Source organism: Niallia sp. FSL R7-0648 (assembly GCF_038007005.1).
In the GTDB taxonomy this organism is placed as follows: domain Bacteria; phylum Bacillota; class Bacilli; order Bacillales; family Cytobacillaceae; genus Niallia; species Niallia circulans.
This window is the reverse complement of record NZ_JBBOWE010000001.1, coordinates 917,113-930,855: the sequence shown is the minus strand read 5'-3', so window position 1 is coordinate 930,855 and position 13,743 is coordinate 917,113. Positions and strand designations below refer to the sequence as shown.

16 protein-coding genes and 1 pseudogene are annotated in these 13,743 nt (G+C 36.1%); 6 read left to right on the top strand and 11 right to left on the bottom strand.

Going from position 1 to position 13,743, the window contains the following annotated elements; genetic code table 11:
• The first annotated feature begins 56 nt into the window (after nt 1-56).
• Complete coding sequence (locus tag NSQ89_RS04415; RefSeq protein WP_047941408.1) at nt 57-731, top strand: response regulator transcription factor; 675 nt, start codon at nt 57-59, stop codon at nt 729-731.
• Nucleotides 728-1,759 carry a HAMP domain-containing sensor histidine kinase gene (locus NSQ89_RS04410; protein WP_341132298.1) on the top strand — a complete coding sequence of 344 codons (1,032 nt, stop codon included), beginning with the start codon at nt 728-730 and terminating at the stop codon, nt 1,757-1,759. The genes NSQ89_RS04415 and NSQ89_RS04410 overlap by 4 nt, the downstream gene beginning before the upstream one ends.
• A 53-nt stretch (nt 1,760-1,812) precedes the next feature.
• Here the strand turns inward: NSQ89_RS04410 and NSQ89_RS25315 are convergent.
• The 3 genes and pseudogenes from NSQ89_RS25315 to NSQ89_RS04400 all read right to left on the bottom strand — a co-directional run.
• Nucleotides 1,813-2,067, bottom strand: a pseudogene (locus tag NSQ89_RS25315) (SF0329 family protein); the annotation flags it as partial.
• 153 nt (nt 2,068-2,220) lie between these two features.
• Nucleotides 2,221-3,324 (bottom strand): 5-methyltetrahydropteroyltriglutamate--homocysteine S-methyltransferase, encoded by a 1,104-nt coding sequence (locus NSQ89_RS04405; protein ID WP_341132297.1) that lies wholly within the window; start codon nt 3,322-3,324, stop codon nt 2,221-2,223.
• Between the two features lie 308 nt (nt 3,325-3,632).
• A complete protein-coding gene (locus NSQ89_RS04400) occupies nt 3,633-4,460 on the bottom strand; it encodes a manganese catalase family protein (RefSeq protein WP_341132296.1) in 828 nt (275 codons plus the stop codon).
• Nucleotides 4,461-4,758: 298 nt separating this feature from the next.
• Here NSQ89_RS04400 and NSQ89_RS04395 point away from each other — a divergent pair, with 298 nt between their 5' ends.
• Both NSQ89_RS04395 and NSQ89_RS04390 read left to right on the top strand, forming a co-directional pair.
• Entirely contained in the window at nt 4,759-5,109 is a 351-nt protein-coding gene (locus NSQ89_RS04395) for a DUF485 domain-containing protein (protein WP_047941404.1), read from the top strand.
• On the top strand, nt 5,106-6,632 hold the full coding sequence (locus NSQ89_RS04390) for a solute symporter family protein (protein WP_047941403.1): 1,527 nt from the start codon (nt 5,106-5,108) through the stop codon (nt 6,630-6,632). Before NSQ89_RS04395 ends, NSQ89_RS04390 begins: the two co-directional genes overlap by 4 nt.
• 113 nt (nt 6,633-6,745) lie before the next feature.
• On the opposite strand, the gene NSQ89_RS04385 is transcribed toward NSQ89_RS04390, so the two are convergent.
• From NSQ89_RS04385 to NSQ89_RS04375, 3 genes are all read right to left on the bottom strand, one after another.
• On the bottom strand, nt 6,746-7,027 hold the full coding sequence (locus tag NSQ89_RS04385; protein ID WP_341133141.1) for a polysaccharide deacetylase family protein: 282 nt from the start codon (nt 7,025-7,027) through the stop codon (nt 6,746-6,748).
• Complete coding sequence (locus NSQ89_RS04380; RefSeq protein ID WP_341132295.1) at nt 7,024-7,377, bottom strand: hypothetical protein; 354 nt, start codon at nt 7,375-7,377, stop codon at nt 7,024-7,026. Before NSQ89_RS04380 ends, NSQ89_RS04385 begins: the two co-directional genes overlap by 4 nt.
• Before the next feature lie 67 nt (nt 7,378-7,444).
• Entirely contained in the window at nt 7,445-8,035 is a 591-nt protein-coding gene (locus tag NSQ89_RS04375; protein WP_047941610.1) for a spore coat protein, read from the bottom strand.
• A gap of 265 nt (nt 8,036-8,300) precedes the next feature.
• Between NSQ89_RS04375 and NSQ89_RS04370 the strand changes: the two genes are divergently transcribed.
• Complete coding sequence (locus NSQ89_RS04370) at nt 8,301-8,444, top strand: hypothetical protein (protein WP_156485453.1); 144 nt, start codon at nt 8,301-8,303, stop codon at nt 8,442-8,444.
• Nucleotides 8,445-8,532: 88 nt separating this feature from the next.
• The gene (locus NSQ89_RS04365; protein ID WP_047941402.1) at nt 8,533-8,886 is read left to right on the top strand and encodes a hypothetical protein; all 354 of its coding nucleotides are present in this window, start codon (nt 8,533-8,535) and stop codon (nt 8,884-8,886) included.
• A 53-nt stretch (nt 8,887-8,939) separates the two neighbouring features.
• Here the strand turns inward: NSQ89_RS04365 and NSQ89_RS04360 are convergent, their stop codons facing one another.
• The 5 genes from NSQ89_RS04360 to NSQ89_RS04340 form a co-directional block, all read right to left on the bottom strand.
• Nucleotides 8,940-9,236, bottom strand: coding sequence for a rhodanese-like domain-containing protein (locus NSQ89_RS04360; RefSeq protein ID WP_047941401.1), 297 nt, complete (start codon nt 9,234-9,236; stop codon nt 8,940-8,942).
• Between the two features lie 31 nt (nt 9,237-9,267).
• Complete coding sequence (locus NSQ89_RS04355) at nt 9,268-9,741, bottom strand: DsrE/DsrF/DrsH-like family protein (protein WP_047941400.1); 474 nt, start codon at nt 9,739-9,741, stop codon at nt 9,268-9,270.
• Nucleotides 9,742-9,836: 95 nt separating this feature from the next.
• Complete coding sequence (locus NSQ89_RS04350) at nt 9,837-10,097, bottom strand: metal-sensitive transcriptional regulator (protein WP_047941399.1); 261 nt, start codon at nt 10,095-10,097, stop codon at nt 9,837-9,839.
• Nucleotides 10,098-10,242: 145 nt separating this feature from the next.
• Nucleotides 10,243-12,183 (bottom strand): FAD-dependent oxidoreductase, encoded by a 1,941-nt coding sequence (locus NSQ89_RS04345; RefSeq protein ID WP_341132294.1) that lies wholly within the window; start codon nt 12,181-12,183, stop codon nt 10,243-10,245.
• Between the two features lie 294 nt (nt 12,184-12,477).
• Nucleotides 12,478-13,494 carry a threonine aldolase family protein gene (locus NSQ89_RS04340; RefSeq protein WP_061800301.1) on the bottom strand — a complete coding sequence of 339 codons (1,017 nt, stop codon included), beginning with the start codon at nt 13,492-13,494 and terminating at the stop codon, nt 12,478-12,480.
• Nucleotides 13,495-13,743 lie beyond the last annotated feature (249 nt).

The following is a 13,743-nucleotide window of genomic DNA, read 5'->3' as shown; positions in this document are numbered from 1 at the left end:
TTCAGTTTACATTTTCATAATAAAATAGGGATAACTTAAATTAATGGAGGTATTAGATGTTTAAAATACTCGTGGTAGAAGATGATACAAATACTAGGAAATTAATGTGTGCTGTTTTAAAGCAGCATGGATTTCAGACTTATGCTGCTAAAGATGGGATCGAAGCCCTTCAGATAATGGAAAAAGAGCATGTTGATTTAGCTGTACTCGATTTAATGATGCCCAAAATGAACGGTTATGAATTAACACAGCATTTAAGACAGACATGGGAGAATCTCCCTATTTTAATGGTTACCGCCAAGCAGGAGGCAGCAGATAAACGAAAAGGATTTCTTGTTGGTACGGATGATTATATGACCAAACCTGTAGATGAAGAAGAAATGATTTTACGTATTAAGGCTCTGCTGCGGAGAGCGAAGATTGTAAACGAGCATCGCTTAACGATCGGTAAGACTGTACTAGACTATGATGCCCTTACCGTTTCTCGTGAGAATCATGTTATTACCTTACCACCTAAAGAGTTTTTCTTATTGTTTAAACTATTATCATATCCAAATATGATTTTCACTCGAATTCAGCTTATGGATGAAATCTGGGGAATGGAATCTGAAACGGATGATCGTACACTCAATGTCCACATTAACCGATTAAGAGACAAGCTTCGTGATTTTCCAGAGTTTGAAATTTTGACAGTCAGAGGACTTGGTTATAAGGCAGTGAAAAAAGGATGAGAGAATTTTTCACAAAACGTTTAAGCCTTGCCATTACACTAGTCATGTTTGTTTTTGGCGTCATGATGGCAACAGTCCTAGTTGTTGCTGTTATAACTTTTGCTTTACAGCATTTAGGGATTATTTCAGACAATAGTCAGCTTCCCGTATTCCCGCTCATTGCCTTTTTAGGTTTTTGCATTTTACTTGGGACTTCCCTAACAGCCTTTCTCAGTAAGAAAGCATTAAATCCTATTTGGACGGTAATTGATGCAACCCATAAAGTAGCCAGCGGAGATTTCTCTGTACAAGTTAACATAAAGGGAATAGGCGAATTAGAAGAATTATCTCATAGCTTTAATAAAATGACCCAAGAGCTTTCTGGAATTGAAACATTACGAAGTGATTTTGTTAATAATTTTTCTCATGAATTCAAAACACCTATTGTTTCATTACGCGGTTTCGCAAAATTACTAAAAGAAAATAACTTAACGGAAGAGGAAAGACAAGAATACCTTGATATAATCATTACCGAGTCTGAGCGCTTAGCTGCTCTCTCTACAAATGTACTCATCCTATCAAAGTATGAAAATCTCGAGATTATTACCGAAAAAACTCCATTTCGATTAGATGAGCAAATTCGAAAAACGATTGTATTGATGGAACCAAAATGGTCCGCAAAAGATATAGTCATAGATGTCGAGCTTGATGAAGTTACTTTTCACGGAAATGAAGATTTAACTCAGCAAATTTGGCTAAATCTTTTAGATAACGCTATTAAGTTTTCCGAAATAGGCGGAAACATAACAATACATCTTACTAAGTTCAAAGAAGAAATTTGTTTTTCGATTCAAGATAATGGTCCTGGAATGGATGACCAAACAAAAAAACGTCTTTTTGATAAATTTTATCAAGGCGATACCTCTCATTCCCAATCGGGAAATGGTTTAGGATTAGCACTTGTAAAGAGAATCGTCGAACTATGTAACGGGAAAATTTATGTGGAGAGTGAAAAAGGAAAAGGAAGTATTTTTATGGTGAGGCTCTAAGCTTGTTTGAAGATGGCAAAAAGATAACCAATTAGACAACAGTAGCTAATCCGTTATCTTTTTACCATTTTTTCTACCTGACATCGTATTTGATAAAATTTACTAATTAATGGATGATTCAGTGTCTTTCTATCTATACTACTTAATCTCCTTTTTCCAATCCTCCTATCAAACTTAGCAAAAGCTCTAATAAATTCATTCTCAGAATGTAAAGCATGATCTATAGAAAGAGCGCAATAATCAAGAAAGGATTGATAGACATATCCACTATCCATTATATTTGCAGTAAAGAGGCTTTGTTCCGCCTTTTCAGACCATTCTGGCTTTTAACTTACTCCATTGCATCTGCTATTCCTCTCTTTTAAAAACTATCTTCATAACCTTATTATAGTTGCAGCTAAAAATAAAAGAGGCACATTTAATATGAGTATGTGCCTCTTTTATCCGACTATAAAACTATTTTATCCCCAAATCTCTTTCGCTACATCTACAATATATTTTAATTTATTCCATTGTTCTTCTTCTGTTAAGATGTTTCCGTGATGGGTTGAAGCAAATCCACATTGCGGGCTGATACAAAGCTGTTCAAGAGCAACGTATTTAGAAGCCTCTTCTACACGTGCTTTGATTGCTGCTTTATCTTCTAATTCACCCGTTTTGGAAGTGAATACACCTAAAACTACTTGTGGTCCTCCATTTGGCACAAATTCGAGTGGGTTGAAACCACCAGAACGCTCATCATCATACTCCAAGAAGAAGCCATCTACTTTTTCCTTCGCAAAGAAGCTAGGAGCGATTTTATCATATGGACCTTCAAACGCCCATGTAGATTGATAGTTTCCACGGCAAAGATGTGTTGTTACGATTAAATCTTCTGGCTTTCCTTCTAGAACACCATTCACAACGTGTAATGCTAAGTCGATTAATTCTTGTCTTTCTAACTCACTTTTTGCAAATGGCAGCTCTGGAGCACAAAGTCCTGCAATATATACATCATCAAATTGTAGATAACGGCAGCCTGCCTCATAGAATGCTTGAACAGCATCACGATAAGCTTGGATAATATCATTGGCATATTCTTCAATATCCGGATAGATTTCTTCATTACGGATACCGGCATTGAAAAATTGGTTTGGACTTGGGATGGTCATTTTTGCAATGGCACGATCGCCCACAATCTCATAGAATTCCTTAAAATCTTTTAAATGAGGATGATCAGGATTAAATGATACTTTTCCTGTTACTCGCACATCGTAAGCTTCCGTTTCAACCCCATTAAATTTATAACCATGGTCAGGTACATAGCCTTCTACTCCTGTTAAATGCTCCATGAAATCAGTATGCCAGAATCTGCGGCGGAACTCTCCATCTGTAACTGCTTGAAGACCCACCTCAATCTGCTTGTCCACAATACGTTTAATTTCTTCTGTTTCTACTGCACGTAGCTCTTCTGCTGAAATAACTCCATCTGCAAAATTCTTTCTAGCATCATGAATAGATTGAGGACGCAGTAAACTTCCTACGTGATCTGCTCTAAATGGTGCTTTAATAATCGTTTTTGTCATGTGAATCCCTACCTCCGTAAATTTCTTCTCTCTTTTTAATACTAGACTTTTCAGAAAAATATATATATTATTATGTATAGAAAAATCTCGGTTGCGACTTTCATCATGCTAGAATCTATAACTTGTTTAAATGTAACATGAAAACAAGTTGATGGAAATACGAAAAATTTAAACTCTTGTGATTATTTAAACTTTTTTAAGTTATTCTACACTATTTCCCACAAGATTACTAGCCAATAAAAAGGAAAAAAATAGACACAAACTATTATCGGACTTAATAATTTGTGTCTATTTACTTTATATTTTTACTATTTAATATTCAAATCATGATGCAATGACTCAGATGGAATTGGATTAAGAGGAACCTGCCCCTTTGGTACTGGCTCTTTTACATACACAAAGTCTCCTGTTCCATCTTGAGCGCTGCCTGTTGCCCATAGACCTTCTGAAGAAGCATCTCCTTCTGATAGATTCCAGAATTCATACGCTTCTGGCTGAGATTCTTTTTCTGCTTCCGGAGGGAAGCTAGCTGGAACAACTACACCATTTTTAGCTTCTAATTCCTCGATTGCTGCTAGCCATTGATATTGATGGTAACGGTCACGCGCTAACATTTTTCTAAATGTGGCTCTAACTCCTTCATCAGTTGTCATATGATACAATCTTGCTACCTGTAAGCGTCCTTGGCTTTCTGCATGTAAATTTGAACGCATATCGGCTAAAAGATTTCCACTTGCGACAATATACGATCCATTCCATGGTACCCCATTAGAATTAGTTGGCATGCCGCCCAATCCACTTACAAGCAGATGTTGTGGATTAATTCCCCCCATAATGGCTGCAACTGCTGGATCTTTCGCTGCTTCAGCCTGATCCTCAGGTGATGCACCATTTAGTAGCTGACTGATTAAAGAGCAAAGCATTTCAACGTGACCGATCTCTTCTGTTCCTATATCCATGAGCATATCCTTATATTTTTCTTCTCCGCGACAATTAAAACCTTGGAAAAGATATTGCATCATTACGGTCATTTCACCGAATTGTCCTCCAAGCACCTCTTGAATTTGACGTGCTAACATTGGATCTGGTCTGTCCACTTTCACTTCAAACTGTAATTCTTTTTGATGACGAAACATGACGCTATCTCCTCCTTGACTTTTCATATTGCTGTTCGCTTAAGATGTACCACGTCTCAAAACATAATAAACAAAAGAAAAAATTTTAATATAGTAAATACTCCTTTACAACACTATCAAATAACTCCATTTTCTTTTATTCTTCTATTCGCATAAGTTTAAGTTATTTTCAACAAAAATAAGCCATTTCGCTCAAATAAAACGCTTACATTTAAGAAAAAAGAACCATTGCGATTCTTCTTTGAAGTTTTTACACTATTGTTATATTGGAAAATATTATTTACAAGGGGGAAAGTGAATGAGTAATTTGGCCAAAGATGCAAAAAAGCAATCTCCGCCTTACGATTTCGTACAAATTGCCAATAGTTCTAAGTTCAAGCAATTAATGTCCCAAAAGAAAAAATTTCTAATTCCTCTCACCGTCTTCTTTTTACTCTTTTATTTTATGTTACCAATTTTGACTTCTTACACAACTATTTTAAACAAGCCTGCTATCGGATCGATTACATGGACGTGGGTGTATGCATTTGCACAGTTTATCATGACTTGGGTGTTATCCATGATTTATGTTCGAAAAGCAATGAAATTTGATGAATTAGCTGCTGACATTGTGGAAGAAAACCAGATGGAAGGGGCTAAAAATAAATGAGTCCAATCGCATTAATGTTGTTTGTCATTATCGTCCTCATCACTCTTATCATTACATATTGGGCAGCTAAAAGAACCAATACAACAAGTGAATTTTATACAGCTGGCGGGGGATTAACAGGCTGGCAAAATGGCTTAGCCATTGCAGGGGACTATTTATCAGCCGCCTCCTTCCTCGGAATAGCAGGTGCCATCGCGTTAACTGGGTTTGATGGATTTTTCTATTCGATTGGATACTTAGTTGCTTATTTAGTCGTTCTTTATATTGTTGCAGAACCACTAAGAAATTTAGGAAAGTATACGATTGCTGATATGATAAATGCCCGCTTTGATCAGAAAAAAGTGCGAGGTGCAGCCGCATTAAGTACGATTACCATTGTAATTTTTTATATGATTGCTCAATTAGTTGGAGCTGGCGCCCTTATCCAGCTATTATTGGGAATCGATTATTGGCTTGCAGTTTTAATTGTTGGCATCATGATGACTATTTATGTATTATTTGGCGGTATGACTGCTACAAGCTGGGTTCAAATTATTAAAGCTGTCCTTTTAATGCTTGGAACAGTTGTTATCTCCTTTCTTGTTCTTGCAAAATTCAACTTTAATATCCTTACAATGTTCGACGAAATCAAAACACTTACACCATTAGGAGAAAGTTATATTAATCCTGGCGTGAAGTATACCAACTCTCTCGATACTATTTCTATGATGGCAGCACTCGTTCTAGGAACGGCAGGTCTGCCGCATATACTAATGCGCTTCTTCACAGTAAAAGATGCGAAAACAGCTAGAAGCTCTGTTGTAACAGCAACTTGGGTTATAGGCATTTTCTATATCTTAACCATCTTTTTAGGCTTTGGAGCTGCTGCTTTTGTAGGGGCTGCCGACATTGTGGAAGCAAATGCCGCGGGCAATATGGCAGCACCATTGCTTGCTCACGCTCTTGGCGGTGACTTTTTAATGAGTTTTGTTTCTGCGGTAGCATTTGCGACCATTCTAGCAGTTGTAGCAGGACTTGTATTATCAGGTGCCTCAGCCTTTGCCCATGATATATATGGTCAAATAATAAAAAAAGGAAAGGTTACCGAAAAACAGCAAATGAATGCAGCTCGTTATGCCTCGGTTGCAGTAGCCTTTCTATCCATTATCCTTGCCCTATTTGCTCAAAAAATGAATGTAGCCTTTCTCGTATCCCTTGCATTCTGTGTAGCAGCCAGTGCTAATTTACCAGTTATCATTTTTACAATCTACTGGAAAAGATTTAATACAGCCGGCGCTATATCCGGCGTAGTAACAGGACTACTTACGGCGTTAGTGTTGGTTGCCATCAGCCCGAGTGTACTTAACCCTGAACCTGGTGCTGCTATTTTAACTGGAACTGCTATATTCCCACTAACAAATCCTGCTATCATTTCAATTCCTGCAGGTTTTCTCGGTGCATTTATTGGGACCATCCTCTCCAATAAACGAGATGAAAAGAAATACGCCGAGGTTATTGTGAAAGCAAATACGGGTATGAAGTGATGAAAAAGACACTGACTTTCTGTAACTTAAAAGTTAGAGTAGAGTCAGTTCTTTTCATTTTCCGGGAAATAAAATGACAAAAAGCGCCAAAAGTCGATTACTTCTCCAAGCAATCAACCTTCAGCACTCTCGACTATATCGGCAAACTCCTCTAATGTGGTAGAGTACTTAATATATTTACGCGGTAACAGATAGAGTTCATCCTTTATTCCCTTTTCACTATAGAATTCTGGTGTTGTGGTTAGCCCGAAAGAATAATACTTCTTGACTTCCTCCATTGCCTTAGAATCAATATTTCCATAAGGATAAGACAGTGCAATAACTTCCTTTCCTGTAATTGCTTCGATTTTGTCTTTCGATTCTTTTAGCTCATGTTTATAGTCTGTTGTTTTCACCAAATCAGGATGTGTTGCTGTATGGGATTGAATTGATATAAAATCTTTTGAAAAATTTCAAACACTCTTAAATTATTTTTATAACCATCGTCTAACGTAATAAAAATTGGCTTTTTAACTTTATTTATATCCTGCCATCTTTCAAAAGTTAACGGAGTAAAACCATGATCTCGTAAATAAATCATTTGCTTTTCAAAATTTGCTGGAGTCACATATAATTCTTTTGAACCTTGTCCATGAAACTCTTCAATGGAATGGTACACCAAAATCGGAATCTTTGTTTGCGCAATGCCCATAGAAGGTAAAAAAGGAAATAAAAAAAATAACAGCATTACAGTTTTTTTCATCATTCATTCCTCATTTTGACAAAGATTTATAGGGAGGTTACCTCAAAGATAGAGATAACTCCCCTATAAATTAATGCATATTATTATTTATATTCATTTGCTGCTGCATCATTGGAGCTCCTTGTGCAGGTGCAAATCCGTTTAAGATATTTTGCATATCTTGAGCAGCCAGCTGAGGAACTTGATAATAATGATGCTTGTTTTGGTATAAAGATACTTCATAAGCCATTTCCAAACAGTTCGGAATAGAAGCTGCAATAACTCGACGTACAACCGGATTAGTTGTTTCAGCTGCTGCCACTGTTTTCATAGAAGCAGAAGCTTTTAATGCACTAAGCATTGCAACTGCAGCTTGCTGATCACTCATTTCCGTCACATTTTGAATTGGCTTTGCAGGAGGCATCTGGGTCATTCCAAAGATGAAATCATTATTTTCTTTCATCATATATGGTTCAGTTCTCTTTGCAGGAGGTTGTCCAGTTTGAAAACACTCTAATGTTAAATTGTACTCTTCTTGAATAAATTGATATTGTCTGTTTTGAATATCTCGTAATTCTGGATCCTGAATATGGTTTCCTAACAATTTATACAAATTCATGGTATTTATTGCTCCAACTAGTACTTCATGAACATCAAACATTTCATGTCCGCCATGATTCATCGCTTGTGGAACTTGACCTGTTTGTAGATTTTGGTGTACTTGCTGTCCGTTTTGCAACAATATAATCTCCTCCTGTAAATGGATTTTAAACAACAGGATTAGTATGGTGAACGTTCTGGAAACTATACGCTTAAAAATTGTTAATAATCGACAATGATAGAACTATTGCTTTGTTAATTTTTACTAGAGACTAAAGGTTTTAAAAACACTAAACCATGGATTTTTTTCTTTCTTTTTATCCATCCTATCACTAGGAGGTGTCAAGATGCCTAGAAATCAAGTTCAAGTAAATGTTGATCCAAATATGGATGGTCCACGTGAAGGGGTAATTGCGGACGCTGATGGAGATCAGTTAGGAATAAGTAGAGATACAGAAGTTGAAACCACTGCATTTCATGTCAAGCAATAAAAAAAAGATCCTGAATTAACAAAATTTAATCAGACTTTTAAAGATAAATGAAAGTAGCACGAAAATTAGCAATTGTATGGAGGAAAAAATGAATAATTATTTGGATACGATGGTCACTAAAGTGAAAGATTCCATTATTCAGGCAGCTGATTCGGTTCGAAAAGGTCTTTTCACCTTAACGGGTGAAACTTCTCTGTCCGTAAATGAACTGGCAAAATATATAAAAGAAAATAAGGAAACAAAAACAGAAAGCAAATATTTATTAGGCAATTATTATTACTTCAGTCATTTACAAGAGAATGGCATTCGTTATTATTTAGAAACAAATGGAGATTTCATCCTACAGTTGGATGCGAGTTCAAAAGACCAAGTATTGATCGCCTATCGTTCATACAAGGACAAGCTTTCTATAAATACTCCCGTGAAATTTCCAAAGATTTGATAAAAAAGGGTAAAAACAGGAAGGAGTTAACTTTCCTGTTTTTACCAATCTTTTCATTCGACTTTTCCTTCCCAGTTTTGCATACCACCAATGACATTTACTACCCTATATCCATATTTATTTAATATTTGAGCAGCCTGATTACTTCTTCCTCCCGATTGACATATAATAAAATATTCTTTTTGTTTATCTAATTCATGCAATCTAAATTCAATAAGACGCAAAGAAATATTTATTGCTTCAGGAATTTTCCCTGTCGCTACTTCCGCTGGTTCCCGAACATCAATAATCGAGACTTTCTCTCCACTCCGTAATTTGCTATTTAATTCCGTTGTTGTTATTTCTTTCATTTCATTTACCCCTTCCCTCGAAAAACTAATTTTAGATAAATAAATTCACATGGCCATCCTCTGCTTCAGCCAAATAGGCAGCAACACCAGCATAATCAATCCCTTTTAACAGCTCTTCTTCTTTTAATCCAAGTAAATCCATTGTCATCGTACATGCGACAAGATTTACCTTCTGTTCCTGCGCCATTGCTATTAATTGGGGAAGTGTCATTGCCTGATGCTGTTTGATAACATGTTTAATCATCTTAGGACCAAATCCTAAAAAGTTCATTTTGGATAAACCCATTCTATCTGCTCCCTTCGGCATCATTTTTCCAAAGAGCTTTTCTAACAATCCCTTATTTACTTTTATATTCTCTTTTTTTCTTAAAGCATTTAATCCCCAAAAAGTATGAAAGATAGTGACTTCATGATCATAAGCAGCTGCACCATTAGCAATTATATAGGCAGCCATCGCTTTATCATATTCACCACTGAATAACACAATCGTCGTTTTCGTTGTCATTTTATCTCCCTTTCCTAATTACCTTTACCCCTATAGGTATATAATCATCTAAAATTATAAGCTCTATAGGTTCTAGAGCTTTTTATCTTTGTTCATTATCTGCTTTTGACTAACAGATTTACTGCTTCCTTAATTACATCATCCATTCTTTCTCCGTTTTCCTGGGCTTCTACCACACAGTCAACTAAGTTAGTGCTCACAATAACACCCATTGTTCGGTCTACTGCTGAACGAACAGCTGATAACTGTGTAATCACTTCCTTACAATCTTTATTCTCCTCCATCATTTTCAGAATTCCTCTTAATTGTCCTTCCATCCGCTTAACTCTATTTTTTAATTGATCATTATATTCCAAAGAAAATACCCCTTCCATTTGCCATATTTTCAGTTAGTCACTATTATCCTACATTATACATGATTTATTGATCATTATTATAGCCTGTCAAACTAGCTGAAGCGAATATATAGCATGCCTAACTAAAGAGCATTCTTTTTTTCTTTTATTTTTTCTTAATCCAAAATTTAATGGTAGAGCCTACTTGTTCCGTTTTTAAAATTTGATGTCCTACTTTTTTTGTCCATGCTGGCAAATCACTTAATACCCCTCTATCTGTCGCTTGCAACTCTAACACTTGCTTGCTCTCTAATTGATCCATCCCTTGTTTTAATTTCACAATTGGCATTGGACAAGTTAATCCGGAAACATCCAGTACTGTATCAATTTGAAAGCTTTCGTCTTCTCTTATTTCTTCATTTGTTTGGCTGCTTCCTTCCGTTCTTTCTGCCATTTCTGTATCCGCAAAAGCTGAAGAATAGGTTTTCCATCCACCATCAACGTTTTTTACATTAAAACCGTTATTTTTTAATATTCTACTAGCTAAATATCCTCTTAAACCAACTTGACAGCTCACATAAATCGGTTGATTTTTTGGTAATTCAGCCATTCTCTCTCTTATTTCACCTAACGACATATTAAGTGACCCTTCTATATATCCAAACTCTCGCTCAACACTTTCTCTTACATCCAGTAAATAGCCACCGTTTTGCACTATCTGATCTACCTCATGCCATTGGATTTGCTCTAATTCTCCTTCTACAATATTTACTGCCACATATCCTGCCATATTTACAGGATCCTTGGCAGATGAATATGGCGGTGCATACGATAGTTCTAAATTAGTTAGATCTTCTACGGTTAGATTACCTTTAATTGCAGTTGCAATGACATCAATTCGTTTATCGACACCTCCCCTTCCAATTGCTTGTGCCCCATATATTTGTCCTGATTCTTTATCAAATATCAATTTGAAAGCAATAGAAGAACTTTCAGGATAGTAACCAGCATGTGAATTTGGGTGAATATGAACCACCTCATAAGGAATCCCCCATTTTTGGAGTGTTTTTTCATTATTTCCAGTAGTAGCTACTGTTAAGTCAAACACTTTAACAATTGAAGTACCTAATGTTCCTTCGTACTTCTCTTTTTTTCCCATCATATTATTAGCAGCAATTCTACCTTGGCGATTTGCTGGCCCTGCAAGTGGTATCATTGTTTTCTTTCTATTGATATAGTCACGAACTTCAATAGCATCCCCAACAGCATAAATATCTTGATTAGAAGTTTGTAACAAGTGATTTACAACAATACCACCTTGTTCTCCAATTTCTAGTCCCGCTTGTTTGGCTAACTCATTTTCTGGCCTTACTCCAATAGATAGAATGGTCATATCTGTTTGAACTTCCGTCCCATCTTCCAGTACTATGATATCTCCATTGCCTTTAAATTCTTTTACTCCATTTCCTAAAATAAGCGTTATTCCATTTTGCTTAAGATGTGTTTGAACAGAACCTGCCATTTCCACATCCAGTGGACCTAAAACTTGATGCCCCTTCTCCACAATCATTACCTTTATTCCACGGGCAGCTAGGTTTTCTGCCATTTCTACACCAATAAATCCGCCACCTATAATTACAGCACTTTCTGGTGCGTTTTGATCAACAAAGGCTTTTATGCGATCTGTATCTGGTATATTTCTTAGTGTAAATAGTGATTGATGGTTTTCTATACCTAATATAGGGGGAATAATTGGTCTTGCTCCTGGTGAAAGCAACAGCTTATCATAAGTTTCTTCGTATATCTCTTCTGTTTGTAAATTTTTAATCGTGACTTTTTTATTATTCGAATCAATCGATATTGCTTCACTCTGTACTCTAATATCCAATAAAAACTTTTTTGACATTCCTTCCACTGTCTGTACAAGCAACTTACTTCTGTCTTTAATCGTTTCTCCAATATAATAAGGCAGCCCACAATTAGCAAAAGAAATGTGCTCTCCTTTTTCAATCAAGATAATTTCTACTTCTTCACTTATCCTTCTTAATCGTGCAGCAGCTGTTGCTCCACCTGCCACACCACCAATAATAATTACTTTCTTACTCATAAAAAGCTCCTCCTTTATACCATACGGGGTATTATTTTCGATAAAAAATATACCCCGTGGGGTTTATATGAATATTATAGAGAGCAAACAAAAATAAGTAAAGAAAAAAATGCTAGGTATTATAAAAGACTATTGTTTTTTCGTATAATAGTTCATTAGTAAATATAGCGGTCTAGCTATAACGCTTTACTGTAACAATACTTAAAATTCTTTTCTACGGAACCTTTCCTATGGAATAACGAATAATGGCATACCTAATTATTTCTGGTATGCCATTGATAATTTTATCTATTCTTATTTTAAATCGTTAATAAATTGCTCCACTTCCTCTTCTCTTGTTGCCCAAGAGGTAACAAGCCGAATCGCAGAATGTTCCTTATCAATTTTTTCCCATATGTTGAATTGATAATTCTTCTGTAATTCTATAATCTTATCGTTCGAAACAATCGGAAAAACCTGATTAGTCGAAGATTGGGTTAAAAAACGATAACCTTTCTCGGCTAATGCTGTCGTTAGTCTTTCTGCCAGCTTATTAGCGTGTTCAGCCAATTCGAAGAAAAGAGTATCCTTAAATAACTCATAAAATTGGATTCCTAGCACTCTGCCTTTTGCCAGCATAGCCCCTTTTTGCTTCATATGATAACGGAAATCCTCCTTTAAGGAATCTTTCTTTATCACAAGCGCTTCCCCCATCAATGCTCCATTTTTGGTACCGCCAATATAAAAAGCATCCAGAAGTTGAGGTAAATCACTTAACGTAAGATCATTGTCTTTGGCACAAAGTGCTGACCCTAAACGTGCTCCATCCATATAGAAAAGCAATTGATTCTTCTGACAAAACTCACTTAACTGTTTAAGCTCGCTTTTGGAATAAATCGTTCCAATTTCAGTTGAATTGGATATGTATACGAGTTTTGGCTTTACCATATGTTCATCTGTATGCTCATCAAGTACATGTTGAATTAGACTTGGTGTTAACTTGCCATTTTCCGTATCAACAGTAAGAACTTTATGACCAGTTGCTTCGATAGCTCCTGTTTCATGAACAAAAATATGTCCAGACGCTGCGGCAATTGCTGCTTCATGTGGTCTTAAAAAGGCAGAGATGGCAATTAAATTAGTTTGCGTTCCGCCAACTAAAAGATGAACATCTACCTCCTCACAATTCAGTTTTTCTTTCAATATTTCAACTGCTTTGTGTGTAAAGGAATCTTGCCCATATCCTATTTCTTGCTGCAGATTGGATTCTAGCAATGCTTGTAAAATTCGCGGATGTGCTCCTTCACTATAATCATTATTAAAACTATACATGGACATAGCCTCCCTTTTTAAAAATATTTTCTCACAAAAAGATTCGTCTTGTCACTAAATGTTTTGGCAATTGTCCTCTCTATCGCGGTTGTCGAATAACTATACGAGGAAATCATAGTTGAAAATGGTTTGGCAAGCCTTCAATGAGAGCTAGGCGGAATATTCAAGAGGAAACGTCAATAGCCAGAAGGGGGTTACAAATGAAACCATTAATCTCATCACCATAAATAAAGGGATTATCACTCAATT

Coding starts and splice junctions, on each gene's coding strand:
- NSQ89_RS04415 (WP_047941408.1), top strand. CDS start 57: ATGTTTAAAATACTCGTGGTAGAAGATGATACAAATACTAGGAAATTA.
- NSQ89_RS04410 (WP_341132298.1), top strand. CDS start 728: ATGAGAGAATTTTTCACAAAACGTTTAAGCCTTGCCATTACACTAGTC.
- NSQ89_RS04405 (WP_341132297.1), bottom strand. CDS start 3,324: ATGACAAAAACGATTATTAAAGCACCATTTAGAGCAGATCACGTAGGA.
- NSQ89_RS04400 (WP_341132296.1), bottom strand. CDS start 4,460: ATGTTTCGTCATCAAAAAGAATTACAGTTTGAAGTGAAAGTGGACAGA.
- NSQ89_RS04395 (WP_047941404.1), top strand. CDS start 4,759: ATGAGTAATTTGGCCAAAGATGCAAAAAAGCAATCTCCGCCTTACGAT.
- NSQ89_RS04390 (WP_047941403.1), top strand. CDS start 5,106: ATGAGTCCAATCGCATTAATGTTGTTTGTCATTATCGTCCTCATCACT.
- NSQ89_RS04380 (WP_341132295.1), bottom strand. CDS start 7,377: ATGATGAAAAAAACTGTAATGCTGTTATTTTTTTTATTTCCTTTTTTA.
- NSQ89_RS04375 (WP_047941610.1), bottom strand. CDS start 8,035: ATGAATCATGGCGGACATGAAATGTTTGATGTTCATGAAGTACTAGTT.
- NSQ89_RS04370 (WP_156485453.1), top strand. CDS start 8,301: ATGCCTAGAAATCAAGTTCAAGTAAATGTTGATCCAAATATGGATGGT.
- NSQ89_RS04365 (WP_047941402.1), top strand. CDS start 8,533: ATGAATAATTATTTGGATACGATGGTCACTAAAGTGAAAGATTCCATT.
- NSQ89_RS04360 (WP_047941401.1), bottom strand. CDS start 9,236: ATGAAAGAAATAACAACAACGGAATTAAATAGCAAATTACGGAGTGGA.
- NSQ89_RS04355 (WP_047941400.1), bottom strand. CDS start 9,741: ATGACAACGAAAACGACGATTGTGTTATTCAGTGGTGAATATGATAAA.
- NSQ89_RS04345 (WP_341132294.1), bottom strand. CDS start 12,183: ATGAGTAAGAAAGTAATTATTATTGGTGGTGTGGCAGGTGGAGCAACA.
- NSQ89_RS04340 (WP_061800301.1), bottom strand. CDS start 13,494: ATGTATAGTTTTAATAATGATTATAGTGAAGGAGCACATCCGCGAATT.